Below are 21,765 nucleotides of genomic sequence, written 5' to 3' on the forward strand. Positions count from 1 at the left end.
GATTCGGTAAAAACGCCACGTCCTGTGGCATTATCAAAATGACCGACATCGTGTCGCCCCTCGTACAGACCTAAGCTCAAAGCCGATTCCGGACGCATTGTTTATCTGCGCGACAGCTACAATTATGCCGAGGCATAATTGATTATTTAGCGAGTTTGAAATTTACAACTTTATGAACGCTATTTTCAGTCAAAGGTCTGAATTTCGCTGAAATCGCGTAATAACAATAGTGCAGACCGTTTCTTCGTGTTAAACTTATGAAGGAAAAATAATAGTATACACATTGGATCTAAGGAGTTGTTGACATGTTACATCAGCTTTCATGGAAAGTCGGTGGGCAACAGGGTGAAGGGATTGAAAGTACAGGGGAAATTTTCTCAATGGCAATGAATCGTTTAGGTTACTTCCTATACGGTTATCGCCATTTCTCTTCTCGAATTAAAGGTGGCCATACGAATAATAAAATTACAGTTCGTCCAACAGAAGTACGTACAATTGCGGATGATTTAGATATTTTAGTAGCGTTCGACCAAGAAACAATCGACGTCAATTATAAAGAACTAACAGAAAATGGCATTATTTTAGCGGATGCAAAATTTGGTCCAGTGAAACCAGAAGATTCAAAAGCGCCATTATTTGCGGTGCCTTTTACAGAGGTAGCTGCAGAGCTTGGCACTTCGTTGATGAAAAATATGGTAGCGATCGGTGCAACAGCTTCATTGTTAAATTTAGAGGATGAAGTGTTCCAAAATGTTGTAGATGATATTTTTGGCCGAAAAGGTGAAGAAGTTGTTCAGAAAAATATGGAGGCCATTGCACGCGGTCATGAATTAATGAATGAGCTTTTAGGCGATCGTGTAGGTGAATGGGCTTTAGCACCAGCAGACGGTAAACGTCGTATGTTCATGATCGGGAACGATGCAATAGCACTTGGTGCACTTGCTGCTGGGACACGCTTTATGGCAGCCTACCCAATTACACCAGCTTCTGAGATTATGGAATACCTTATAAAAAAATTACCGAAATTCGGTGGTACGGTTATTCAAACAGAAGACGAAATTGCTGCAGCGACAATGGCAATTGGGGCAAACTTTGGTGGTGTTCGTTCCTTTACAGCTTCTGCTGGCCCTGGTCTTTCATTAATGATGGAAGCACTTGGTCTTTCAGGTATGACAGAGCAGCCACTAGTTGTTGTGGATACACAACGTGGTGGTCCATCAACAGGGTTACCAACAAAACAAGAGCAATCAGATTTAATGGCGATGTTATATGGTACGCATGGTGAAATTCCAAAAGTAGTCATTGCACCTTCTACAATGGAGGAAGCATTCTTTGACACAATCCAAGCGTTTAACATTGCAGAGGAATTACAATTACCAGTTATTTTAATGACTGACTTGCAATTATCTTTAGGTAAACAATCTGTAGAGCCATTCGATTACAATAAAATTGAAATTCGTCGCGGTAAAATTGTTACAGGCGACATTGAAGAAGCGGCTGATAAAGCATACTTCAAACGGTATGAAGATACGGAAGACGGTATTTCACCGCGTGTGTTACCTGGTACGTTGAATGGTATTCACCATGTAACAGGGGTTGAGCACGATGAAACAGGTAAACCATCTGAAGCAACTGGTAACCGTCAAGTACAAATGGATAAACGTTTCCGTAAGCTAGCGGCATTGAAATTTGATAATCCAGTATTTTCAAATGCGCCACACGAAGAAGCCGATATTTTATTAGTGGGCTTTAACTCAACACGTGGAGCTATTGAAGAAGTACAAGAACGCTTAAATGCTCAAGGGTTGAAGGTGAATCATGCACATATTCGTTTAATTCATCCATTCCCATCTGCTGAGGTGGCACCACTTGTAGCAAAAGCGAAAAAAGTAGTCGTTGTAGAAAATAACTACACAGGTCAATTAGCAAATATTATGAAGATGAATATTGGTGGTCACGATAAAATCGAGACTATTACAAAATATAATGGTACACCATTCTTGCCAGGTGAATTAGAAAATCGTGTGAAGGAGTTGACTCGCTAATGGCAACATTTAAGGATTTTCGTAATACAGTGAAACCAAACTGGTGCCCAGGCTGTGGTGACTTCTCTGTACAAGCAGCGATTCAGCGCGCCGCGGCTAACGTTGGAATTGAACCAAACGAACTAGCTGTTATCTCTGGGATTGGCTGTTCTGGTCGTATTTCAGGATACATTAATTCTTACGGTTTCCACGGTATTCATGGTCGTGCATTACCGATTGCACAAGGCTTAAAAATGGCTAACCGTGATTTAAACGTTATTGCTTCTGGCGGTGACGGGGATGGCTTTGCGATTGGTATGGGTCATACAATTCATTCCATCCGTCGTAATATTGACATCACATACGTTGTTATGGATAACCAAATTTATGGTTTAACAAAGGGGCAAACATCTCCACGTTCTGCTGCTGGATTTATTACAAAATCTACGCCAGGTGGTGCGATTGAGCCTTCATTAAAACCATTAGAAGTAGCTTTAACAAGCGGAGCTACATTTGTCGCACAAGGTTTCTCTACGGACATTAAAGAATTAACAGCTTTAATTGAAGCTGGTATTAATCATAAAGGCTTCTCATTCATCAACGTATTCTCACCTTGTGTTACGTATAACAAAGTGAACACGTACGATTGGTTTAAAGAGAACTTAACGAAGCTTGCTGATATTGAAGGTTATGATAACTTTGACCGCGGTATGGCAATGCGTACAGTGATGGAGCATGAAGGTTTAGTAACAGGTATTATTTATCAAGATACTGAAACAGCTTCATATCAAGAAAAAGTACCAGGCTATTCAGAGCTACCATTAACGGATATTGATATTAAAATGAGCGAAAATGATTTTAATGATTTAGTAAAAGAATTTATGTAAATCAAATTTCATATAGCATGACAAAAAGCATTTGGGATGTCCTCATTCCAAATGCTTTTCATTTTTTTTATAAAGTGTGCTTCTTCTGCAAAGCGAGGGTTGATTTCCGTTCCGGCTGGGCGCTTTCCGGGGGGCATCCGATGAGCCGCTTCGCTGCAGGGTCTCGGGCCAACAGATGTTTTTTGCGTGAAAGCGTAGTGCTAACGCAGCGTCAGCAAAAGGTTTTCGTTTGTGCGAAAGCGAAGCGTCAGCAACAGCACCGATGTTGGTCACGAAGGCGTTATCACAGGACGTGATGTTCTTAGCCTTCGTTCCTCTATTGCTGATCCCCGAGGAGTCGCCCATCCTCCACTCCAATCAACTATTCCAAAAAGCATATTACTCTAATATAGTCATAAAACGAAACTTCAGTAAGAGGGCTTAGTCTGTGCAAAAGTGAAGCACTACAACATTCACAAACCTTGACCAAATTGATTTTCATAGTGAATCTCACAAAAATCTTCGATATCCTTATAAAATCCTTATAATCATTTTTTACACTATAATCATCGAAAGGAAGATGATTATCAGATGGAAGATATTATTTTACAAACAGAAAATCTTAGTAAAAGCTTTAAGAGGCAAAAAATTGTAGAGGACTTGTCGTTAACGATACCTCGCAATACTGTTTACGGTTTACTCGGTCCGAATGGTGCAGGGAAATCAACAGCGTTAAAAATGATAACAGGGATGCTGCGTCCGAATGCAGGGAAGATACTTTTTAATGGACGTGAATTGAATCGTAATGATTTAAAAGACACTGGTGTATTAATTGAAACACCACCGCTTTATGAAAATTTAACGGCAAGGGAAAATCTAAAGGTTCGAACGATTGCACTAGGATTACCAGAATCGCGGATTGACGAAGTATTAAGAATTGTTGACTTGACCAATACAGGGAAAAAACGAGCAGGACAGTTTTCCTTAGGGATGAAACAACGCCTAGGAATAGCTATTGCGCTATTAAACTATCCTAAACTTTTAATTCTTGATGAGCCGACAAATGGTCTCGATCCAATCGGCATTCAAGAGCTTCGAAAACTGATTCGGTCATTTCCAGAGCAAGGAATTACAGTTATTTTATCTAGCCACATTCTTTCAGAGGTAGAGCAGGTCGTAGATGAAATTGGAATCATTGCGGGAGGAAAATTAGGCTATCAGGGAGTTGCCCCTAAAGGTCAGGAATTAGAATCATTATTTATGCAGGTTGTGTCTGCCAATAGAAAGGCAGGCATGTAACATGATATCAATTATGAAGGCTGAAAGATTGAAGTGGAAAAAGACTTTTATTCCTAAATTAGTTTGGCTGGCACCCATTGTGGCGATCTTACTAACTGCAGTATTAATGGGAGGAAGCTTTTTTCAAAGTGGCGCTTATAATTGGTGGTATACAATGCTCCTGCCGGGTGCACTGACGATATGTTGTGCATTGGTGATCGAAAAAGATGCTAAATTGAAATACCATAGTATTCTCGCAATGCCGCTCGATCTTAAGAAGGTTTGGTTTGGCAAAATACTTGCATGTAGTGCCTGGTTGTTATTAACTACACTTATTTTCTTTGCTGGTATTACTGCTGGTGGAATACTGTTTGGCACTAGCTATTCTTTAACAAATAGTCTTACAGGTAGCTTGTTAATTTTCTTAACGTTATTATGGCAAATTCCACTTTGCCTGTTTCTTGCGGCAAAATTAGGAACTTACATGGCTATTTTAATAAATTTAGTTGGCAATATGGTTGGTGTGGTTGCATTTGCGGATGGAGAGTTTTGGTATAGCGTTCCTTATGCCATTACAGCAAGACTAATTTGTCCAACACTAGAAATTTTACCAAATGGTCTACCAGTACCTGAGGACAGCCCGTTATTAAGCATATCGGTTATAGTTCCTGGTATATTAATTGCTTTAGCTTGGTTTGCATTAATCAGCTACTTTACTGCACGTTGGTTTCAGAAAAGAGAGGCGAAATAGTATATGGTAATGTTAAGATTACTTAGAGCAGAGTTTCTTAAAATAAAAAGAACGCCATTTTTACTAATTCATCTCCTTATACCTATTATTATTTCTGGGCTGTTTTTAGCATACTACTCCTATTCACCATGGGATTTCAATGGGAAAGTATCCGCTTATTTTCAGGCTCTCGCGTGTGGTTTTCCGACTATAATTGGATTAGTTTGTTCAATGGTATCGGAGCAAGAAGCTACAGCAGGACATTTTCAGGAGATGCTGACAGCGTCTAAAACAAAAATAATGGCCTTTTTAAGCAAGATACTACTCTTATTATTGTTTAGTTTTGGAGCAATATTATTGTCTATTGGTATTTTTAGTGTTGGTTTTATTGAGCTTTTACACGAGGATACTTTTAGCTTTCAATTTTATTTAATAGCTGGATGTATTCTATTTGTAAGCTTTGTATTTATATATATTTTACATTTTTTTGTTAGTCTTCAATTTGGTAAAGGCGCCTCCATAGGATTAGGTATTGTGGGATCACTATTAGTAGCCTTACTACTCACTGGAATAGGTGATGGTATTTGGTCATTTATACCTTATGGTTGGGGTGGTCACTTTGTTTCGTTATGGACAATGAAGGCGTCAGGGCTTGACCTATCAACGGTGGAAATAGGACTACAGGAAGGTATTATTGCTTCCGTTTGCGGAACATTGTTAGCGTTAGTCTTATCTTGTTTATGGTTTTGGAAATGGGAAGGAAGAAAGTCTGATAATTAGGGTATGAAGAAATGATGAGGGTAGAAATATGGCGAAAATATTGGCGGTAGATGATGAAAAAGGTATTTTAATATTGATAAAAAATGCATTACTAAAAGATGAACATCTAGTAACGGCAGTCTCTGATGCAACAGAAGTAAGTAAAAAGGATCTTGGTGCCTTCGATTTAATTTTATTGGATGTGATGATGCCCGAAATTGATGGATTTACTTTATGTGGCCAAATACGTCATGCTGTAGATTGTCCTATCCTTTTTTTAACAGCTAAATCATTAGAAGAAGATTTAATGTATGGTCTAGGTCTTGGCGCTGATGATTATATTATCAAGCCGTTTGGCATTGGAGAGCTGCGTGCAAGAGTGAATGCGCATTTGAGACGGGAAATAAGAGAAAGACGTAGTATCCTTTTTGTAGATAACATTCACTTCAATCTATCTGGCAAAGAGCTGTTTGTAAATGAGGAGAAGGTATTGCTGACAAAAAGCGAATATGAAATATGCGAATTTCTAGCTCGAAACCGAGGACAGGTGTTTTCGAAAGAAAAGATTTATGAAACTATTTTTGGGTTTGATGGGAAGAGTGACAGTACGGCTATTACTGAGCATATTAAAAATATTCGTTCAAAGCTACATGCCTTTAATGTTGACGCCATTGACACTGTTTGGGGGATTGGATATAAATGGAGACAATAAAGCCTACTAAAGGAACACGACTACATACTTTTTTTCTTCGATACCTCCTTTTCCTAAGTCTAGGCACCATTCTGTTAGTAGTACTGCTAATCGGTTTAACGATGTTTGCCCTTTCTACCAACTTCATATTACCAGCAAATTATGCAGAAACTCAAATTTCATTATCAAGAGATCGTATTGCGTCTAGTAGTTCGGTTACAGCTGATATGATCCCAAACCTTGTTGATTACGCCGTCTTTTCTAAAGAAGGTAAATTTCTTGCAGGGAATCTTTCAGAGAAGGAAGCTTCTAAAGCTTGGGATGCAATGAAAAAAGACCAATCTCAAGGTATCACCCAATTTTACTCGTTTATAGAGCGAGAAAATGAGATTTGTATTTTACGGTATGGTATGTTGCCTCAGTATCGTTCGGCTATTTTGAGAAAATATTTACCTAACCCGCAACTATTAGATATTCTATTATTTATTATAGGAGTAATAACTCTACCAACTGTCCTTGCGATCCATTTTGGAAGAAATCTTAAGAAAAAAATGTTTGGCTTGCAGGAAGCGATTGAAAAAATACAAAATCAAAATTTGGATTTTACAATAAATACTTCAGGAATTCGTGAAATAGATGAAATATCCATTTCTCTTGAACATATGAGAGAGGCTTTAAACAGCTCTTTAAAACAGCAATGGGAATCAGAACAGGCACGTAGAGAACAAATTTCTGCTCTTGCCCACGATCTGAAAACACCACTTACCATTATTCGGGGGAACGCAGAGCTTTTACAGGATACTGTCCAAGATGAAATTCAAAAAGAATATAATAACTATATTTTGAAAAATACATTAGAAATAGAAAAGTTCACGAATGAGCTGATTGATTTATCGAAAATGGGAAAAAATATCGCCCGTGAAAAAACGAATGTTAAAACGGATGTATTTATGACAGAAGTAGAAGATCAATTGAGAGCTCTTTCGTTGGAAAAAAAACTTCAAGTGGATGTCCAAAAGAAAATTCTCCCTGCGCTTATTTTTATTGATGAAGAGCAGTTCTATCGAGCGATGTTAAACGTTATTGCCAATGCGGTAGAGCACACACCTGAAAATGGCAAGGTAACATTAACTGTGCAAGGTGCTGCTGATGATATTCAATTTACCGTTATTGATAGCGGCTGTGGATTTTCTCCGAAGGATTTAAATGAGGCTACCAAACAGTTTTATCGCGGAGACCCAAGCAGAAATGCAGGAAATCACCATGGGATGGGACTTTATATTGCCCAATCAATTGTTCAGAGTCATGGTGGAGCACTGCTAATTGACAATGATTTATCAGGTGGAGGAAAAGTGACCATAACAATCCCAATTAATTTCGCCTTGGCGTAATTGTTTTTGCTGTTGCTTTGCTTTTGCACAGATATAAATTATTTGAGATGCGGTGAATTATTTACTGATCGAAGGATTTTTTGTTGATAATTTACTTATGCCTTTTGGTACGGAAATTAGCTTCTTCTATGAAGTTCAATAATATAACATTGGATAAAATGTATACCATGAATATGAGTTGATCTTCGTTACGGCTGGGCGACTCCTTGGGGATCAGCAATAGAGGAACGAAGGCTAAGAACATCACGTCCTGTGATAACGCCTTCGTGACCAACATCGTGCTGTTGCTGACGCTTCGCTTTCGCACAGACGAAAACCTTTTGCTGCCGCTACGTTAGCACTACGCTTTCGCGCAAAAAACATCTGTTGGCCCGAGACCCTGGAGCGAGCAGGCAGAGGAACGAAGGCTAAAACCATCACATCCTGTGATAACGCCTTCGTGACCAACATCATGTTGGCCCAAGCGGCTCATCGGACGCCCCCAGGAAGCTTTGCTCTGTGCGAAAGCAAAGCGACAGCAATTGTTTTATCTGTGCGAAAGCGAAGCGACAGCAACAATTGTTTTAACTGTGCGAAAGCGAAGCGACAGCAACAAATGTTTTAACTGTGCGAAAGCGAAGCGACAGCAACAAATGTTTTAACTGTGCGAAAGCGAAGCGACAGCAACAACAAAGCGCCCAGCCGGAACGGAAATCAACCCCACGCTATGATGGCGAGCCTTAAATTAATAAATATCTTGAGAAAAGAATGATTATGGCAAATTTGCTAATATCATTGTTTTTGTTTTTGTTTGAAAGGAAAAAATGGGGAGCGAGTTCGGGCAAGAGTATTGTAATAAATGCTACAATAAAAGAAAAAAAGAGGAGGCGATGACGCACGTGGATAACGTCATTGATTTTATTGCAAAGAAAAAAGAATGGGAAGAAAGACAGCGCGCGCAGGACTTAGAAAAGTATGTTGCGACACAATGTAATTTCCATCAACCAGAAAATATTGATGCACTTGTTGATGGAAAAGTGATTGAGGTCAAGGACCATACGTTGTTTTTAGGTTTCCTCTCAATATTAAAAGATGAAAAAATTGATCCACTCGATATTTTTCAGGATGTATTTACATTAGAACCTTCTCGCTTTGAAATGTCCTACAATATGAGATGGTGGTCAGTCGTACAGCTTGCATTTACATTTTTAACAATTTTAAAGGAAAACGAGCCACATACATATGCAGATTTTCTTGGTTTATAAAATTAATAAAGTGTGTGCACGTCTTGCAAAGCTACATAAACGTGCACATACAGAACTAGATTCCTTCTGATTTCCTCTAAAACTTTTACTTTCCCCTTAAATTAATTATTGTTCATAGATTTTCATATTTCCTTAATAATTTTTACTAAATATTTTACTGTCCTCCATACTTGCTTAATGTTTGTTTCTTAATATAACTGTTGTAAGGCAAATGAAAACAAACATAAACAAATGGAGGTTCCAACTCATGGCAATTCAAAAGTTGTGGAAGAAAGGTCTAATCGGAGCATTAGCAATTTCAATGTTGGCGGCTTGTTCGGACGGCTCATCTAGTTCTAATGAAGTGAAAAGTGATTTAACGCTTGAAGAGGTTACGAAAAAAGCAAAAGAAGAAGGCACTGTAAATTCTGTCGGTATGCCAGATACGTGGGCTAACTGGGTGGAGACTTGGGATGAGCTTGGTACTGAATATAGCCTTAAGCATAAGGATTCAGATATGTCGAGTGCTGAGGAGCTAGCAAAGTTTGAGGCAGAAAAGGATGATGCCACTGCTGATATTGGTGATGTCGGAATTGCCTTTGGACCGATTGCCAAGGACAAAGGTTTAACATTACCGTACAAAACATCTTATTGGGATGAAATACCTGACTGGGCAAAGGATGATGAAGGCCATTGGATCGTCGGTTACACGGGAACCATTTCATTTTTAACTGATAAAAATAACGTCAAAAACGCCCCGAAATCTTGGGATGATATTAAAAACGGAGATTACACTGTCAGCATTGGTGACGCTTTAACAGCGAATCAAGCACAGTTTGCTATTTTAGCAGCCGCTATGGCATTTGGTGGCGATGAGTCAAATATTCAACCAGGGATAGACTTTTTTGCAGACTTAGCAAAACAAGGGCGTTTAAAAGGAGATCCAACTGTAGCGAATTTAGAAAAGGGTGAAATTGACGTAGCTATCTTATGGGACTTTAATGCACTTGGCTATCGACACCAAATCGATGAGAAACGTTTTGATGTCGTCATTCCATCAGAAGGCTCTGTAACATCAGGCTATGCAACGATCATAAATAAATACGCTAAAAATCCTTATGCAGCAATGCTTGCTCGTGAATATATTTTATCTGATGCAGGGCAAGAAAACTTAGCGAAGGGTTATGCTCGTCCAATTCGTGACAAGGTTCAATTGTCTCAAGATGTTCAAAAACTATTATTACCTGCGGACATGTACAAAAATGCACAGCCAGTAAAAGATCAAAAAAAATGGGAAGAAACAACAAAGCAAATTCCACAACTCTATCAGGAGCAGGTATTAATTCATGGGAAATAAAAAAGTTGTTTTAATTGTCATAGATGCACTTCGCTTTGATACAGCCTGTACCCATATGGGATTTATGCACCATTTAATTGAACGTAAGATTGCAGCACGCTACAAGGTTTGCGCAGAGGTCCCGTCTCTATCAAGGCCTTTATATGAAACAATTTTAACGGGGACACCCCCCATTGTACATGGGGTAACGAGCAATATGACAGTACGTTTAACTACGCAAAATAGTCTGTTTCATGTAGCGAAAGACAACGGTTTGTCTACAGCAGCGGCTGCCTATTATTGGGTCAGTGAGCTATATAATCGTGCACCATTTGTGCATATGGAGGACAGGTTACAATTAGATACTCAATTGCCGATTGAGAATGGCTTGTTCTACTTTGAGGATCACTATCCAGACAGTCATTTATTTGCTGATGCTGCTTGGCTAATGGATCAAAAGCAACCAGATTTCTTATATATTCATCCGATGAATGTAGATGATGATGGTCATAAATTTACAGCTGACTCGGCACAATATCGAAATCGTGTTTTAGCGGTGGATGCATTATTATCTCTATTTATTCCAAAATGTCTTGCGCAGGGCTATGAAGTGATCGTGACGGCAGATCATGGGATGACAAGTGATGGTAATCATGGAGGCACAACAGCTGAAGATCGCCATGTCCCAATGTTTGTTATTTCGAATCACGTTAAAGCAGGCATTAAGGATGAGATTGTCTCACAGTTACAAATTGCTCCGCTATGCTGTCATTTATTGAATATCGAACCTTCTGATGAAATGGTTCCCTTGTTATTAGAGGGGATGCATTCTTTAAAAAGGGTTTAATTATCAATATTTATTCAGGCGTGTTGGTTAGGGGAAAAGGTTTATTATTGAGTGATTAAATATAGCGTGGGGTTGATTTCCGTTCCGACTGGGCGCTTTCCTGGGGGCGTCCGATGAGCCGCTTCACTCGCAATGCTCGCTCCAGGGTCTCATCTGTGACGCTGATCCCCGAGGAGTCGCCCAGTCTCCACTCCAATCAACTTATATATGGTATACGTTTTTAACAAATATCATCACTAATTTTGGATGACGAGCCAATATAAAAGGTTTTTTGTTGCTTATGTATACCCATCTTTAACTGATTGTAGCGGGGGCTAATCGAGTGCTCCTACCACTTTGCTTTTGTCATAGAGCAAAGCTTCCATTGGGAAAAATAAGTAGTCGTTTTAGAAATGTGCGTCCTCTAATTAAGATGGATAAAAATCAATATTCTCATCTTTCGCCACTTGGTACTACTTTGCTAGTTTCAGGGCGCGAATTTGATTAATCTATATGGCCGCTATTAAATAAAGAAAGAAGTGATTGTTTTGATTTCGAAGCGGCAATCAGTTGCCTGGCTTTCTCCTTTTCTAGTACTTGTCTTGTTATTTTTCTTAGTACCGTTACTGTATATGCTCATCACAAGCTTTCAAAATAATGATGGTTTTACATTTGCACAATATCGATCGGTACTAACGAATGATTACATTTTACAAGGCTTTCAAAATAGTATTACACTGTCCGTTATTTCGGCAGTCATTGCCTTAATCGTTACCTTATTTGCAGTTTATGCGATGATGAGATTTTCTGAGCCAGTGCGCGAGAAAATTTTGATACTGACAAACTTAACATCAAATTTTTCAGGTATTCCATTAGCGTTTGCCTTTATCGTATTACTTGGCAATAGCGGGCTCTTTACTTTGCTATTCGATAAATGGGGGATCAGCGCTTTATCGTCATTTTCTCTTTATAGCTGGGGTGGATTGTTACTTATTTATATTTACTTCCAGCTGCCATTAGCATTAATGCTTTTATACCCAATTTATGATGGAATTCAGCAACAATGGAAGGAAGCAGCCGCACTACTTGGCGCTTCTACTTGGCAGTTTTGGATGAAGATTGGGATCCCTGTTATGCTTCCTGGGATTGTTGGAACATTTAGCGTATTGTTTGCCAATGCAATGGGAGCGTATGCCTCTGCCTATGCACTAACTAGCAGTAATTACAATTTAGTAGCCATTCGTATTGGTTCTCTTATTAAGGGAGATATTTTTGCACAACCAGAGCTGGCAAGTGCTATTGCTGTAATACTAGCAGTAACGATGGTGACGGCGATGCTATTAAGTGAATGGAGCATTTCAAAAACAAGGAGGAAGTTATAGTGAAAAAAAGAGGCTTTGCTGATTTATTTTTCCTCCTTTTAGTTGTTTATTTAGTGTTGCCAGTGGTTGCAACAATGCTTTATGCTTTTGCGACGAATTGGAATAAAACCATTTTGCCAGAAGGATTAACATTTAAATGGCTTGCTACATTATTTCAGGATGCCGAATTTATACAGGCGTTTGGACGTTCTGTTTTATTGTCGGGTGGAGCTGTAATAATTGCATTGCTTGTTATCGTACCGGCCATATTCGTAATCGTGTTGTATTTTCCGAAATACGAAAAATGGATTCAGATGGCTGTTGTGATGGTGTATTCATTTCCTGGAATAATTTTAGCAGTTGGGCTTATCCGTGTTTACAGCAAATTTGGTGTGCCTATGATTTTAGTAGTTTTAGGGGCATATGTTATCAGTATCTTACCATATATTTACCAGGGGACACGCAATAGTTTGCGGAATGTAGATGCGCGGCAGCTTTTAGATGCAGCACAATTACTAGGGGCATCGAAATTACAGGCATTTACTAAAATATTGTTGCCTACTGTATACCCAGGCTTATTTGCAGGTGCATTATTATCGTTTTCCGTGCTTTTTGGAGAGTTTGTACTGATTAATCTTGTCGTTGGTTCTCGCTTTGAAACAGTGCAAATTTATTTAATGAAGAAGCTTAGTACAAGTGGACATATTGCTAGTGCGGTTGTCTTTATTTATATCGTTCTAATGGGTCTATTAACGTTCATTATTGCAACATTAACGAAACGATCGAAAGGTGCTACAAATCTATGAGTTATATTGTGATTGAAGGACTTCATAAAAAATATGGATTAACGACGGTTTTATCAAATATAGATATGAAGATTGATAAAGGTGAATTTATAACTCTTTTAGGTCCAAGTGGCTGTGGTAAGAGTACCATTTTACGAATTTTAGCGGGCTTAACAGATGCATCAGCAGGAAAAATTATCATTGAAGGTAAGGATATGATGGGTGTTCAACCAAAGGATCGTCAAGTGGGTATGGTGTTTCAATCTTATGCACTATTCCCAAATATGACGGTGAAAGAAAATGTAGCCTTTGGTTTACGTATGCAAAAAGTAAATACTGCAGAAGTTGATCAACGTGTTCAAGAAATGCTTGCGATCGTACATTTAAGTGAAAAAGCGAACGCATATCCAAAAGAATTATCCGGCGGTCAACAGCAACGTGTTGCCCTTGCTCGAGCTTTAATAGTACGTCCAAAGGTATTGTTGTTAGATGAGCCGCTCAGTGCGCTAGATGCCCAAATTCGTCAAAAGCTTCAAGCAGACTTACGAGCTATCCAGCAAAAGCTTGGCATAACGATGATTTTAGTTACGCATGACCAAGAGGAAGCGATGGCTGTTTCTGACAGAATATTTGTTATGAATAATGGGATGATTGCACAAAGTGGAACACCTACTGTGATTTATACAAGCCCTGAAAGTGAATTTATCGCTAATTTTATCGGACATTACAATGTCTTTACGCGTCAAGCTCTAGAGAAAATGATTGGCGAGACATTGCCAAAAGAATACTCAAAATTTGCGATTCGACCAGAAGCGATTCATCTCAATAAGAGACAGGGGGATATTTGTATTACTGGAGAGGCGAAGCAATCATTAATGAGTGGCAATGTTATTCGGACAACATTCGAGGGAGAATGTCCTTTTACGATGGAGCAGCTACACCAACGAGGGCAGCCGTTTGAGCTGGGTAAGAAATATATGTGTTATATAGCGAAAGAAGATGTGATTGCATTATCATGACCTATGCAAAAATTGAACGTTTCGAATTTATTTTAAAACAGTTAGAGGTTGATGGGAAAATTGTTGTTGCCAATATTGCAGAAGAATTACAAGTGGCACCAGAAACGATTCGTCGAGATTTTGATGAGCTAGAACAACAGCATTTATTAACGAGAGTACACGGAGGAGCTGTAAAGTATACGAACGTTAGAAATGAACCAGCATTTTTGCGTAAGCTTCAAATGCAAAAAGAGGCAAAACGCAATATAGCTCGATTAGCAGCTAGACGTATCTGTGACGGGGATACAATTGCAGTTGATACAGGTACAACAACGGTGCATATTGCAGACTTTTTATTGGCAGTTGATGATATAACGGTCGTAACCAATTCCATTGCTGCAGCTGTACAATTTAATTTGGCTATAGAAGAGCGGCGGATGACGGGAAAGGTCATATTGCTTGGAGGAACGACCAATCCAAGGCAATCCTCAGTAGCAGGAGCTATGACTTTGGAGTTATTAGGGAATATGAACTTTGATAAAGCATTTATATCTTGTGGTGGTATTAGTGAAGGCACCGTATACGATTATGATTTGGATGAATCGTTAATTTCTAAAAAAATGCTTGATCATAGTAAGATGAACTTTTTACTAGCCGATGCAACAAAAATAAATGGGAAGTCCTTTTATCAAATTTGTCACATAGAGGAGAGCTCCGAAATTCTTTGTGATATAGCTTGCCCTTTGGAGTGGCAAATGTATGAGGAAAAGTGGACGGTATGTAATGGAGGGAAAAGCGAATGATTGATTATCATGTACATTTAGAGGAAGGCCCATATTCATTTCGTTGGCTGGAGCGTACTTCTCAGGCAATTAGTTTTTTTAATGAAGATGAAGGAGCAGCGAAAGATTCTAAAGCATTGATAGAGTGGCAAATGCAGCAGTTATCAAAGCGATTACAAGGTGGCTGTTATAGTGAGGAATGGTTAGATTTATACCTACAACAAGCTATTCAACTCGGTTTGCGTGAGGTTGGGATTGTCGACCATCTCTATCGTTTCAAGGAGACGCGAGCATATTTTGAGCGTTATATGCAGTTAGATGACAATGAAGTTGGTAAAGTCCAGCGTTACTGGCTTGATCGTGTGATGACAGAAAGCATGGATGATTTTGTGTCAGCTATTAATCGAGCAAAGGAAAAGTGGAGTCTGCATGGTATTTCCTTAAAGCTTGGCATCGAAGCGGATTATTTTGTCGGTGGCGAGGAAGAATTAGCATCATTACTGGAAGGATATCCGTGGGATTACGTTATCGGATCTGTCCATTTTGTAGATGGTTGGGGCTTTGATAACCCTCAAACACAATACATATTTGAGGACATGGATGCTGCTACATTACAGCAGAACTATGAGCGTTTCTTTGCTACAGTCGAAAAAATGATTCACTCAAGTATGTTTGATTTTGTAGCACACTTGGATAACTTTAAAGTATTTAATTATCAAGTGGATGACGCTGTTTTTCTCGATTCTTGGTATGAACGTATAGCCAAAGCGCTCGTGACAACAAATACTGCCACTGAATTGAATGCTGGTCTGTATTATCGTTATCCAGTAAAGGAGATATGCCCTGGCCCTCGCTTCCTTCAAATATTAATGGAACAGGGAGTAGCCTTTACAGTTTCATCAGATGCGCATTTCCCAGACGATTTAGGTAAATTTACATTTGCCAATGCAGATTTGCTTAAGAGCTTCGGTGTTCAATCGATTGTTGGCTTTGAACAGCGTGTGAAAAAGTTAATTGAGATATAGCATTCAGTAGTTCATAAGCCTAGAGGCACTGAAGCAAAAATGAGTTTTCTTATTAAGGAGATTCATTTTCGTTTCAGTGTCTTTAACTTCTTTCGGCGGGTGTCCAAACACCCGCCGAAAGAAGTTAAAGCGTCCGGCGGATGTCACGGAATCGGAAAGGAGTTCTTAGGGGATGTTAGCCTAAAACCATCGCATCCATGCGATAACGGCTAACTGACCTGCATCGGTGCTGTTGCTGTCGCTTTGCTTTCGCACAGATGAAAACCTTTTGCTGCCGCTACGCTTTCGCGCAAAAAACATCTGTTGCTGTCGCTGCGTTAGCACTACGCTTTCGCACAAAAAACATCTGTTGCTGTCGCTGCGTTAGCACTACGCTTTCGCACAAAAAACATCTGTTGCTGTCGCTGCGTTAGCACTACGCTTTCGCACAAAAAACATCTGTTGCTGTCGCTGCGTTAGCACTACGCTTTCGCGCAAAAAACATCTGTTGCTGTCGTTGCGTTAGCACTACGCTTTCGCACAAAAAACATCTGTTGCTGTCGCTGCGTTAGCACTACGCTTTCGCACAAAAAAACATCTGCAGGCCTAAGCACAAAGCCGATTCCGGACGCAATTATGCCGAGGCATAATTGATTTACATTAAGAAAATTACAGACTCGTAACGTTATTAGTATTAAGTACAGGACAGGCCGCATATAAAAATGAATAAATTCATTTTTATCATGAGAGGTGAGTAAAATTGTCAAAAACAGTTGATCAACCCTTTTTACCAGTGGTTATACAATCAGGTCAATACGCATATGGGGTAGCCCGTTCCTTTTATGAGGCGTATCGTATGAAAAGTCTAGTATTAGAGCCAGCTGTGAAAACAAAAGATATTCGAACGCTCTTATTAGGTGGAAAGTTTGGCATAGCGACTCAAAATAGTGGAATTTTGGATTTCCAATATGTGGACCGTTTAGATGAACCAGATTATTTTGTACAAGCTTTAATAGAAGTCGCGATGCAGTTCAAACATAAGAAATTGATCCTTCTAGTATGTGATTGTTATTATGCGGAACTTATTATTATTAATAAACAGACACTACAACATTATTTTATCTTGCCTTATATAGATGAGGATTTAATGAAGCAAGTGCAAACAAAGGAAGAATTTTATAAGCAATGTGATTTATATAATTTAAAATATCCTAAAACGATGGTATTGACAAAGGAACATCCTGTAACAACTGAAATACCCTTCGAATATCCGATAATAATCAAGCCATCGAATTCAGTTGAATATACGAGTTGTTCCTTCCCTGAGAAGAAAAAAGTGTTTTTTGTAAAAAATGAAGACGAGAAGCGGCATATTATTAAAAGCATTTATCGTTCTACCTATAAAGATTCTTTAATTCTTCAAGAATTTATTCCAGGTGATGATTCTTATATTCGGGTATTAGACGTTTACGTAGGGAAGGACAAGAAGGTTAAATTGATGTGTTTAGGTAACAAGCTTCTCGAAGATCCTTCACCACAAAATATTGGCATCTCTTTGGCGATTATGACAGATTTCGATGAACAGCTAATGGACAACTTGCGTCATTTTTTGGAAGCCATTGGCTATAGTGGTTTTGCAAATTTTGACATGAAACTAGATGTTCGTGACGGGGAATATAAAATATTTGAAATGAACTTACGATCTGGTGCTTCAAGCTATTACGTGACAACAAGTGGTCATAATTTAATGCAGTGTGTTGCTAATGATTATGTATTCAATGTGAATCAAGAGTTAACGTATGTACAGACGAGGCATTTGTGGTCACTCATTCCAAAAAGATTGTTATTCAAGGGCTTGAAAAATGAAAAGCTGAAAATAGAAGCTAAACAGTTAATAAAACAGGGCAAGTATGCGAAAGCTCTATATTTTAGAGAGGACATGAACGTAAAGCGATGGGCAAAGCTTACACTATATAATTTTTATTTAAATCTAAAATTTAAAAGGTACTATAAATAAGGTCAAGCTAAGTACTGGGACACTATTGATGAGGATTTTCTAATCAATGGTGTCCTATTATTTTGGAGATTTAAAAAAGAGGTAAAGCGGCAAAGGGAAAATTCAGCAAACTTAGTGTAATTAAGTCTAAACCGCGACATTTAGTACGCAAGCCTTGTAGGATGTTGCAATTATTCAGTATAATAGTGAAACGGGATTTCAAATGTATGGAATTCGTTTGAAAGGAGTTACCTGATTGCGATGAATGAGGAACAACGTTTAGCTAATCAACAAGTCAATCAACCAAAAAAAGAAAACAAGCCTGAAAAGGATTATAGTAAATATTTTGAAACGGTCTTTACGGCACCTTCCTTAAAAGATGCTAAAAAACGTGGGAAAGAAGAAGTTAAGTACCATAAAGACTTTAACATTGCAGAAGAGTTTGCAGGTATGGGCACAGGGCGTACTTTTTATATTCGTACGTATGGCTGCCAAATGAATGAGCACGATACGGAAGTTATGGCTGGGATTTTTATGCAGCTAGGTTATACGCCTACGGATATAATTGATGAAGCTGACGTCGTACTACTGAATACTTGTGCCATCCGTGAAAATGCAGAAAACAAAGTATTTGGGGAACTTGGCTTCCTGCTAAAATATAAACGTAAAAATCCAGAAATGCTGATCGGGGTTTGTGGCTGTATGTCACAGGAAGAATCAGTTGTCAATAAAATTTTAAGAAGTTATCCACATGTCGATATGGTGTTTGGTACACATAATATTCACCGTTTACCGAACGTTTTAAAAGAAGCATATATGTCTAAGGAAATGGTCATTGAGGTTTGGTCTAAAGAAGGCGATGTGATTGAGAGCCTGCCGAAAAAACGTCTTGGCTCCATCAAAGCTTGGGTAAATATTATGTACGGCTGTGATAAATTCTGTACGTATTGTATCGTACCTTATACGCGTGGTAAGGAGCGTAGTCGCCGTCCGGACGAAATCATTGCTGAAGTTCGAGAATTAGCGGCTGCGGGCTATAAAGAAATTATGCTTCTAGGACAAAATGTCAACGCTTACGGTAAGGATTTTGAGGATATTGAATATCGACTTGGTGATTTGATGGATGAATTACGAAAAATTGATATCCCACGTATTCGTTTTACAACAAGTCATCCACGTGACTTCGATGATCATTTAATCGAAGTTCTTGCAAAACGTGGTAACTTAGTTGAACATATTCATTTACCAGTACAATCTGGTTCAAATGATGTGCTAAAAATTATGGCACGTAAGTATACACGTGAGCATTTCCTTGGATTAGTAGCAAAAATTAAAGCGGCTATTCCGGAAGTAACACTAACGACTGATATTATTGTAGGTTATCCTAATGAAACAGAAGAACAATTTGAGGAGACATTATCCTTGTACCGTGAAGTAGGTTTTGAAATGGCCTTTACGTATATTTATTCTCCTCGTGAGGGTACACCTGCTGCCAAAATGGTAGACAATGTACCTGAAGAAGTGAAAAAAGAACGTCTTCACCGATTAAATGAGGTTGTAGGGGAATACTCTCGCAAAGCATTAGAAGGCTTGAAGGGTGAAATAGTAGAAGTATTAGTTGAAGGTACAAGTAAAAGACGCGAGGATGTGTTAGCTGGCTATACGCGTAAAAATCGACTTGTAAACTTTGAAGCGCCAGCAGATCTAATTGGTCAATTAGTGAAGGTAAAAATAGTGGAGGCTACTTCGTACTCACTACGTGGTGAGTTCATAGAAGTAGTAAAAAATGAAAAGGTGGAAGCGTAAATGTCACAAGTATTATATACAAAAGATGATTTAATCAAGAAGTCACACGAAATTGCGCATATGATTGCCAATACGCCAGAAGTTGAATTTTTCAAAAAAGCAGAAGCACAAATTAATGAAAACCAACATGTACGTGAGCGTATTGCAAGTTTAAAAAGCCTACAAAAGCAAGCTGTTAACTTCCAACACTTAGGAAAAGAAAAAGCGCTTAAATTAATTGAAGACAAAATCGAAAAAATCGAAGAAGAAATCAACGCGATCCCAGTGGTTCAACAATTTAAAGAATCTCAAGGTGATGTAAATGATTTATTGCAATTAGTTTCGAACACAATTGCTAACAATGTTACAAATGAGATTGTTCGCTCAACTGGTGGGGATGTACTTCGTGGAGAAACTGGCTCATACGTAGCCAATACAACACCAGGTAGCTGCTCATAATCATAATAGAAGTAATAGCTCGAATGAATTTCATTCGGGCTTTTCCTATTTTCGAAAAAAAGTCGACGGAATCTTTGTGAATGTTGTGGTGCTTTAGATGAGGGTGATTACATTCCAGGCTACTCGCTTTCAGTGTGGGAAGCTTTGTTCTGCGACGAAAACACTCGAGTAACCTTCCGCTCGAATCAACGATAGCGTGGAACTTTTATAAATTTTTTACATTTCAAAAGAACACGCTACGGCTACTCACCATAATTGAACGGAAAAGACTTATAACAATGACGGGATAATACGCTTTCGCACAAAAAACGTTTCTGAAGTTTTATTTTTTCACTAAAATTAGAACAATTTGCCAGAAGATACATGCTATGTGAAGTGGTTGATTGGAGTGGAGGCTGGGCGACTCCTTGGGGATTAGCGTCACAGATGAGACCCTGGAGCGAGCATCGCGAGTGAAGCGGCTCATCGGACGCCCTCAGGAAAGCGCCCAGCCGGAACGGAAATCAACCCCTCGTTTTGCTGAAGGATACTTTAGGACACCTTAATTTCATTGACATTATAGTTTTTCAACAATTTGAAACGCTCGAATGATGTAATTTGGGCTATTTTTATGTGTTATTCTTCAATATTCATAGAAATTAGCGTGTTTCAGATAACATACTATGAAAAATGAATTTTTCCTTAATTCGATTCTATAAAAATATATGTTCACCCAATAGGCGCTACCTGCATATGATGGAGTGAAAAGAGTCAAAGGAGGAATTGCGCTGAAACGTTTACGACAAATCGTGACGAGAGCAGTAGTTGCCAAAGGGAAGAAGAGAACGGAAGAACGTGTAACATTAAGTCCATCAAATAAACCGACGAGTATTCTCGGTTGCTGGGTCATCAATCATACTTGCTCCGCGAAAAAAGTCGGTAAATTTGTAGAAGTATCAGGGAAATTTGATGTCAATGTATGGTATGCCTATAGTAGTCATTCGAAAACAGCAGTGTTTTCTGAAACGGTGCACTATAAAGACAAAGTGAAGCTTTCTTTTAGAGAAGGCGAAGTGAGTGCTGGCGATGATGTTCGTGTACGTGTTGTTCAAGAGCCAAACTGCGTAGAGGCAATCATCTCTCCATGTGGTACGAAGTTTGAAATCGTAGTAGAACGTGAAGTCGTAGTAGAGGTAATGGGAGAAACGACGATTTGCATTAGTGTACATCCACTAGATTTCGAAGAGGAATGGAATTTTGATGAGAGCTCATCCTCGTCTTCCTCTAGCTCCAGTTCCAGCTCATCGTCTAGCTCCAGTGAAGAAGGTAGGTATGTTTTAGAGTCCTCATCGTTTCCTGATGAAAGACCAAGATAATACTAAAGATTTTATACATGCGAAGCGCTAGCATCTTAAAAAAGGTGAATTAAGCGTTTCGCATGTATCTTTTGTTATAATAAAAATATCTAAATGGTTAGAGCGAGGGAATTTTT

At 38.8% G+C, this 21,765-nt stretch carries 23 protein-coding genes; 21 read left to right on the forward strand and 2 right to left on the reverse strand.

Annotation, left to right across the window (positions count from 1 at the left end; all coding sequences use genetic code 11):
* Nucleotides 1–305 precede the first annotated feature (305 nt).
* The 8 genes from ACFCYJ_RS00745 (at nt 306) to ACFCYJ_RS00780 (ending at nt 7,739) form a co-directional block, all read left to right on the forward strand.
* Nucleotides 306–2,045 carry a 2-oxoacid:acceptor oxidoreductase subunit alpha gene (locus tag ACFCYJ_RS00745; protein ID WP_376069355.1) on the forward strand — a complete coding sequence of 580 codons (1,740 nt, stop codon included), beginning with the start codon at nt 306–308 and terminating at the stop codon, nt 2,043–2,045.
* Complete coding sequence (locus tag ACFCYJ_RS00750) at nt 2,045–2,911, forward strand: 2-oxoacid:ferredoxin oxidoreductase subunit beta (RefSeq protein ID WP_376069357.1); 867 nt, start codon at nt 2,045–2,047, stop codon at nt 2,909–2,911. Before ACFCYJ_RS00745 ends, ACFCYJ_RS00750 begins: the two co-directional genes overlap by 1 nt.
* Before the next feature lie 231 nt (nt 2,912–3,142).
* Entirely contained in the window at nt 3,143–3,298 is a 156-nt protein-coding gene (locus ACFCYJ_RS00755) for a hypothetical protein (protein WP_376069360.1), read from the forward strand.
* Nucleotides 3,299–3,481: 183 nt separating this feature from the next.
* Nucleotides 3,482–4,189 carry a lantibiotic protection ABC transporter ATP-binding protein gene (locus ACFCYJ_RS00760; protein ID WP_376069363.1) on the forward strand — a complete coding sequence of 236 codons (708 nt, stop codon included), beginning with the start codon at nt 3,482–3,484 and terminating at the stop codon, nt 4,187–4,189.
* Nucleotide 4,190: 1 nt separating this feature from the next.
* On the forward strand, nt 4,191–4,919 hold the full coding sequence (locus ACFCYJ_RS00765) for a lantibiotic immunity ABC transporter MutE/EpiE family permease subunit (RefSeq protein ID WP_376069365.1): 729 nt from the start codon (nt 4,191–4,193) through the stop codon (nt 4,917–4,919).
* Nucleotides 4,920–4,922: 3 nt separating this feature from the next.
* A complete protein-coding gene (locus tag ACFCYJ_RS00770) occupies nt 4,923–5,678 on the forward strand; it encodes a lantibiotic immunity ABC transporter MutG family permease subunit (protein WP_376069368.1) in 756 nt (251 codons plus the stop codon).
* Nucleotides 5,679–5,706: 28 nt separating this feature from the next.
* Complete coding sequence (locus tag ACFCYJ_RS00775; RefSeq protein WP_376069371.1) at nt 5,707–6,369, forward strand: response regulator transcription factor; 663 nt, start codon at nt 5,707–5,709, stop codon at nt 6,367–6,369.
* A complete protein-coding gene (locus tag ACFCYJ_RS00780; RefSeq protein ID WP_376069374.1) occupies nt 6,357–7,739 on the forward strand; it encodes a sensor histidine kinase in 1,383 nt (460 codons plus the stop codon). The genes ACFCYJ_RS00775 and ACFCYJ_RS00780 overlap by 13 nt, the downstream gene beginning before the upstream one ends.
* Nucleotides 7,740–7,982: 243 nt before the next feature.
* Here the strand turns inward: ACFCYJ_RS00780 and ACFCYJ_RS00785 are convergent, their stop codons facing one another.
* The gene (locus ACFCYJ_RS00785) at nt 7,983–8,192 is read right to left on the reverse strand and encodes a hypothetical protein (protein WP_376069377.1); all 210 of its coding nucleotides are present in this window, start codon (nt 8,190–8,192) and stop codon (nt 7,983–7,985) included.
* On the opposite strand from ACFCYJ_RS00785, the gene ACFCYJ_RS00790 reads away from it, so the two are divergent.
* From ACFCYJ_RS00790 to ACFCYJ_RS00845, 12 genes are all read left to right on the forward strand, one after another.
* Nucleotides 8,191–8,343, forward strand: a complete 153-nt coding sequence (locus tag ACFCYJ_RS00790; RefSeq protein ID WP_376069380.1) for a hypothetical protein — start codon at nt 8,191–8,193, stop codon at nt 8,341–8,343. The two genes, ACFCYJ_RS00785 and ACFCYJ_RS00790, sit on opposite strands and share 2 nt — an antisense overlap.
* Nucleotides 8,344–8,608: 265 nt before the next feature.
* On the forward strand, nt 8,609–8,983 hold the full coding sequence (locus ACFCYJ_RS00795; protein WP_376069382.1) for a 2-oxoglutarate ferredoxin oxidoreductase subunit beta: 375 nt from the start codon (nt 8,609–8,611) through the stop codon (nt 8,981–8,983).
* Nucleotides 8,984–9,230: 247 nt separating this feature from the next.
* Nucleotides 9,231–10,319: an ABC transporter substrate-binding protein gene (locus ACFCYJ_RS00800; RefSeq protein WP_376069385.1), complete on the forward strand. Its 1,089-nt coding sequence runs from the start codon at nt 9,231–9,233 to the stop codon at nt 10,317–10,319.
* Nucleotides 10,309–11,145, forward strand: a complete 837-nt coding sequence (locus tag ACFCYJ_RS00805; protein WP_376069387.1) for an alkaline phosphatase family protein — start codon at nt 10,309–10,311, stop codon at nt 11,143–11,145. The genes ACFCYJ_RS00800 and ACFCYJ_RS00805 overlap by 11 nt, the downstream gene beginning before the upstream one ends.
* Before the next feature lie 518 nt (nt 11,146–11,663).
* Complete coding sequence (locus ACFCYJ_RS00810) at nt 11,664–12,506, forward strand: ABC transporter permease (RefSeq protein ID WP_376069389.1); 843 nt, start codon at nt 11,664–11,666, stop codon at nt 12,504–12,506.
* On the forward strand, nt 12,506–13,291 hold the full coding sequence (locus tag ACFCYJ_RS00815; RefSeq protein WP_376069392.1) for an ABC transporter permease: 786 nt from the start codon (nt 12,506–12,508) through the stop codon (nt 13,289–13,291). Before ACFCYJ_RS00810 ends, ACFCYJ_RS00815 begins: the two co-directional genes overlap by 1 nt.
* Nucleotides 13,288–14,289 (forward strand): ABC transporter ATP-binding protein, encoded by a 1,002-nt coding sequence (locus tag ACFCYJ_RS00820; RefSeq protein WP_376069394.1) that lies wholly within the window; start codon nt 13,288–13,290, stop codon nt 14,287–14,289. Before ACFCYJ_RS00815 ends, ACFCYJ_RS00820 begins: the two co-directional genes overlap by 4 nt.
* Nucleotides 14,286–15,071, forward strand: coding sequence for a DeoR/GlpR family DNA-binding transcription regulator (locus ACFCYJ_RS00825; RefSeq protein WP_376069397.1), 786 nt, complete (start codon nt 14,286–14,288; stop codon nt 15,069–15,071). The genes ACFCYJ_RS00820 and ACFCYJ_RS00825 overlap by 4 nt, the downstream gene beginning before the upstream one ends.
* Nucleotides 15,068–16,075, forward strand: a complete 1,008-nt coding sequence (locus tag ACFCYJ_RS00830; protein WP_376069400.1) for a histidinol phosphate phosphatase domain-containing protein — start codon at nt 15,068–15,070, stop codon at nt 16,073–16,075. The genes ACFCYJ_RS00825 and ACFCYJ_RS00830 overlap by 4 nt, the downstream gene beginning before the upstream one ends.
* A 739-nt stretch (nt 16,076–16,814) precedes the next feature.
* The gene (locus ACFCYJ_RS00835; RefSeq protein WP_376069403.1) at nt 16,815–18,071 is read left to right on the forward strand and encodes a carboxylate--amine ligase; all 1,257 of its coding nucleotides are present in this window, start codon (nt 16,815–16,817) and stop codon (nt 18,069–18,071) included.
* A 240-nt stretch (nt 18,072–18,311) separates the two neighbouring features.
* Nucleotides 18,312–19,856, forward strand: coding sequence for a tRNA (N6-isopentenyl adenosine(37)-C2)-methylthiotransferase MiaB (miaB, locus tag ACFCYJ_RS00840; RefSeq protein WP_376069405.1), 1,545 nt, complete (start codon nt 18,312–18,314; stop codon nt 19,854–19,856).
* Nucleotides 19,857–20,294, forward strand: coding sequence for a YlbF/YmcA family competence regulator (locus ACFCYJ_RS00845; RefSeq protein WP_376069408.1), 438 nt, complete (start codon nt 19,857–19,859; stop codon nt 20,292–20,294).
* A gap of 322 nt (nt 20,295–20,616) precedes the next feature.
* Here the strand turns inward: ACFCYJ_RS00845 and ACFCYJ_RS00850 are convergent, their stop codons facing one another.
* Nucleotides 20,617–20,760 (reverse strand): hypothetical protein, encoded by a 144-nt coding sequence (locus tag ACFCYJ_RS00850; RefSeq protein WP_376069411.1) that lies wholly within the window; start codon nt 20,758–20,760, stop codon nt 20,617–20,619.
* Nucleotides 20,761–21,034: 274 nt separating this feature from the next.
* Here ACFCYJ_RS00850 and cotE point away from each other — a divergent pair, with 274 nt between their 5' ends.
* Complete coding sequence (gene cotE / locus ACFCYJ_RS00855) at nt 21,035–21,649, forward strand: outer spore coat protein CotE (RefSeq protein WP_376069413.1); 615 nt, start codon at nt 21,035–21,037, stop codon at nt 21,647–21,649.
* The last annotated feature ends 116 nt before the right edge of the window (nt 21,650–21,765 follow it).

Source organism: Lysinibacillus sp. NPDC056232 (assembly GCF_042267565.1).
GTDB lineage: Bacteria > Bacillota > Bacilli > Bacillales_A > Planococcaceae > Lysinibacillus.

What these genes read in the sequence shown, in the direction of transcription:
- ACFCYJ_RS00805 (WP_376069387.1), top strand. Translation starts at nt 10,309, where the DNA reads ATGGGAAATAAAAAAGTTGTTTTAATTGTCATAGATGCACTTCGCTTT.
- ACFCYJ_RS00800 (WP_376069385.1), top strand. Translation starts at nt 9,231, where the DNA reads ATGGCAATTCAAAAGTTGTGGAAGAAAGGTCTAATCGGAGCATTAGCA.
- ACFCYJ_RS00770 (WP_376069368.1), top strand. Translation starts at nt 4,923, where the DNA reads ATGGTAATGTTAAGATTACTTAGAGCAGAGTTTCTTAAAATAAAAAGA.
- ACFCYJ_RS00825 (WP_376069397.1), top strand. Translation starts at nt 14,286, where the DNA reads ATGACCTATGCAAAAATTGAACGTTTCGAATTTATTTTAAAACAGTTA.
- ACFCYJ_RS00850 (WP_376069411.1), bottom strand. Translation starts at nt 20,760, where the DNA reads ATGAGCCGCTTCACTCGCGATGCTCGCTCCAGGGTCTCATCTGTGACG.
- ACFCYJ_RS00780 (WP_376069374.1), top strand. Translation starts at nt 6,357, where the DNA reads ATGGAGACAATAAAGCCTACTAAAGGAACACGACTACATACTTTTTTT.
- ACFCYJ_RS00775 (WP_376069371.1), top strand. Translation starts at nt 5,707, where the DNA reads ATGGCGAAAATATTGGCGGTAGATGATGAAAAAGGTATTTTAATATTG.
- miaB (WP_376069405.1), top strand. Translation starts at nt 18,312, where the DNA reads ATGAATGAGGAACAACGTTTAGCTAATCAACAAGTCAATCAACCAAAA.
- ACFCYJ_RS00760 (WP_376069363.1), top strand. Translation starts at nt 3,482, where the DNA reads ATGGAAGATATTATTTTACAAACAGAAAATCTTAGTAAAAGCTTTAAG.
- ACFCYJ_RS00820 (WP_376069394.1), top strand. Translation starts at nt 13,288, where the DNA reads ATGAGTTATATTGTGATTGAAGGACTTCATAAAAAATATGGATTAACG.
- ACFCYJ_RS00790 (WP_376069380.1), top strand. Translation starts at nt 8,191, where the DNA reads ATGTTGGCCCAAGCGGCTCATCGGACGCCCCCAGGAAGCTTTGCTCTG.
- ACFCYJ_RS00845 (WP_376069408.1), top strand. Translation starts at nt 19,857, where the DNA reads ATGTCACAAGTATTATATACAAAAGATGATTTAATCAAGAAGTCACAC.
- ACFCYJ_RS00745 (WP_376069355.1), top strand. Translation starts at nt 306, where the DNA reads ATGTTACATCAGCTTTCATGGAAAGTCGGTGGGCAACAGGGTGAAGGG.
- ACFCYJ_RS00785 (WP_376069377.1), bottom strand. Translation starts at nt 8,192, where the DNA reads ATGATGTTGGTCACGAAGGCGTTATCACAGGATGTGATGGTTTTAGCC.
- ACFCYJ_RS00795 (WP_376069382.1), top strand. Translation starts at nt 8,609, where the DNA reads ATGACGCACGTGGATAACGTCATTGATTTTATTGCAAAGAAAAAAGAA.
- ACFCYJ_RS00765 (WP_376069365.1), top strand. Translation starts at nt 4,191, where the DNA reads ATGATATCAATTATGAAGGCTGAAAGATTGAAGTGGAAAAAGACTTTT.
- ACFCYJ_RS00750 (WP_376069357.1), top strand. Translation starts at nt 2,045, where the DNA reads ATGGCAACATTTAAGGATTTTCGTAATACAGTGAAACCAAACTGGTGC.
- ACFCYJ_RS00830 (WP_376069400.1), top strand. Translation starts at nt 15,068, where the DNA reads ATGATTGATTATCATGTACATTTAGAGGAAGGCCCATATTCATTTCGT.